Here is a 1,638-nt window from a genome sequence, read left to right on the forward strand (position 1 = left end):
TAGATATGTCAAACAATCTAATCTAGCTTTGTTGATTTTGATCTGTGAATTTATTTTTTCAAACAATTTCGTATATTCGTGTTGACTTTCCATAATTGATAAATTTTGTATGTCGAAATTCAAATTTAATCAATTTCATGGAGAGTCATTTTTTTGTCATATACTTAGATCTACTAGATAAAATTTCATATTTCAATACTATTCTTACAATAAATGTAAAATAATATTTTATGAAACCCTAGACTAATATGCCTCAATAAATTCAGCTTTACCACCTTCCACTTTAAACACCCAATACCTATGATACAGACAACCTGAAGGACAATCCCAACTTCCAATACTAAAAGTAATAGTTCCTGAATTACCAGTTCTTTCCAAATTTATTGCACTTCCATCACCATTACATCCTTTGCTATCTATGTTCATCGAATTGAACGGCATCCAATTGTGTAAACTCCTTTCCAATAGGTATAATATTAAATTCATTTTTAGAATAAACCGTCAACAATGGAAATTCTGGATATCCAAATGAAGTGCTAACTGAATCAAACCCATATTCATTTAATATATGATCTAAATTTGGTTCTCCTGTAGGTATTACTCCATTCGCTAACTTTTGAATTTCTTCTGCATCTGTGTTCACCTGTAAACTCAATGAGTTGAAATTATAACAATAATATCCATGAATCTGATGGATATCAAATACTGTATCTCTTTCAGGGGAATTAGAGTTATAAACGGCTTGAATAATTTCTAGAATCTTATCCATTTCATTTGTATCAAGTTTAGCATTGGCATAGTTAGGATGATTACTGTCGCGAATGATTTAATGAAAATATAATTGTTTTACATCTTCTGAATAATTTTCAATGACATAAGATTCAGACCTTTCATTCTTATTGTCCATGATGTTGTCTTCCTCATTGTTACAGTTAATAAATAGTACTGCTAAAAGCGATAGAGTTAAAATGTTTTTCATATTAATTTTAAGGTTTTTCTCCTTTGAGAAGTTATTATTGAGTTTTGTTTTAATTTTTTTTGGGATACACCTCTTCAAATATTCTCTACTGACTGTAGTTTACTTTACGTAAAAAAATAACCTAAAAAGTTTACATCTTATTAATTCTAATTTTTTTACCATAAATCTCTGAAGTAGTATAGCAGTCATAATAATCTTCAGACACTTCTGTCACTTTTACTTTCATATTATGTCCTTTCTCAGTGAGTGGAAATAATTCATATTCACATGGTCCAACCCACTTTATATCATATTCATTCACCTCACCACTTATCTTATCTGTCTGTACCTGATAAAAAGTTGATCTTTCGATGATTAAACTATCTGTTTCGAACTTCCCGTATTTTATTTCATCACATATTAAGTCTTCGGGTTGTTTTATATCAGTGTAGGGTATAATAGTATTAAAATCTACACCTTTAACTTCTTTCAAAAATACTAAGTACCCGGAGGGATAAATAACATACAATATAAAAGGTATTGCTACTCTACCCGATGATAATTGGATAACTTTCTAAAAAGGAAGAAAAGTTGTTATTTTAAATTTCCTACAAAATAAAACAAACAACTTTTCATGAGCCTTAACTCAGTAGCAAATCTACGAAAAACATTTGATGAAT

The 1,638-nt window shown here is 29.1% G+C and carries 3 protein-coding genes; all 3 read right to left on the reverse strand.

The genetic code is table 11. The annotated features are described in order from the left end of the window. Positions 1-243 precede the first annotated feature (243 nt). Entirely contained in the window at positions 244-426 is a 183-nt protein-coding gene (locus HHU12_RS33810) for a hypothetical protein (RefSeq protein ID WP_169661134.1), read from the reverse strand. Further along, positions 413-769, reverse strand: a complete 357-nt coding sequence (locus HHU12_RS33815; RefSeq protein WP_169661135.1) for a hypothetical protein — start codon at positions 767-769, stop codon at positions 413-415. The genes HHU12_RS33810 and HHU12_RS33815 overlap by 14 nt, the downstream gene beginning before the upstream one ends. Before the next feature lie 340 nt (positions 770-1,109). Further along, positions 1,110-1,451 carry a hypothetical protein gene (locus HHU12_RS33820; RefSeq protein ID WP_169661136.1) on the reverse strand — a complete coding sequence of 114 codons (342 nt, stop codon included), beginning with the start codon at positions 1,449-1,451 and terminating at the stop codon, positions 1,110-1,112. Positions 1,452-1,638 lie beyond the last annotated feature (187 nt).

It is taken from the genome of Flammeovirga aprica JL-4 (assembly GCF_012844305.1).
In the GTDB taxonomy this organism is placed as follows: domain Bacteria; phylum Bacteroidota; class Bacteroidia; order Cytophagales; family Flammeovirgaceae; genus Flammeovirga; species Flammeovirga aprica.

Excerpts from the sequence above, each read along its gene's own strand:
- HHU12_RS33810 (WP_169661134.1), bottom strand. The coding sequence starts at position 426 with ATGAACATAGATAGCAAAGGATGTAATGGTGATGGAAGTGCAATAAAT.
- HHU12_RS33815 (WP_169661135.1), bottom strand. The coding sequence starts at position 769 with ATGGATAAGATTCTAGAAATTATTCAAGCCGTTTATAACTCTAATTCC.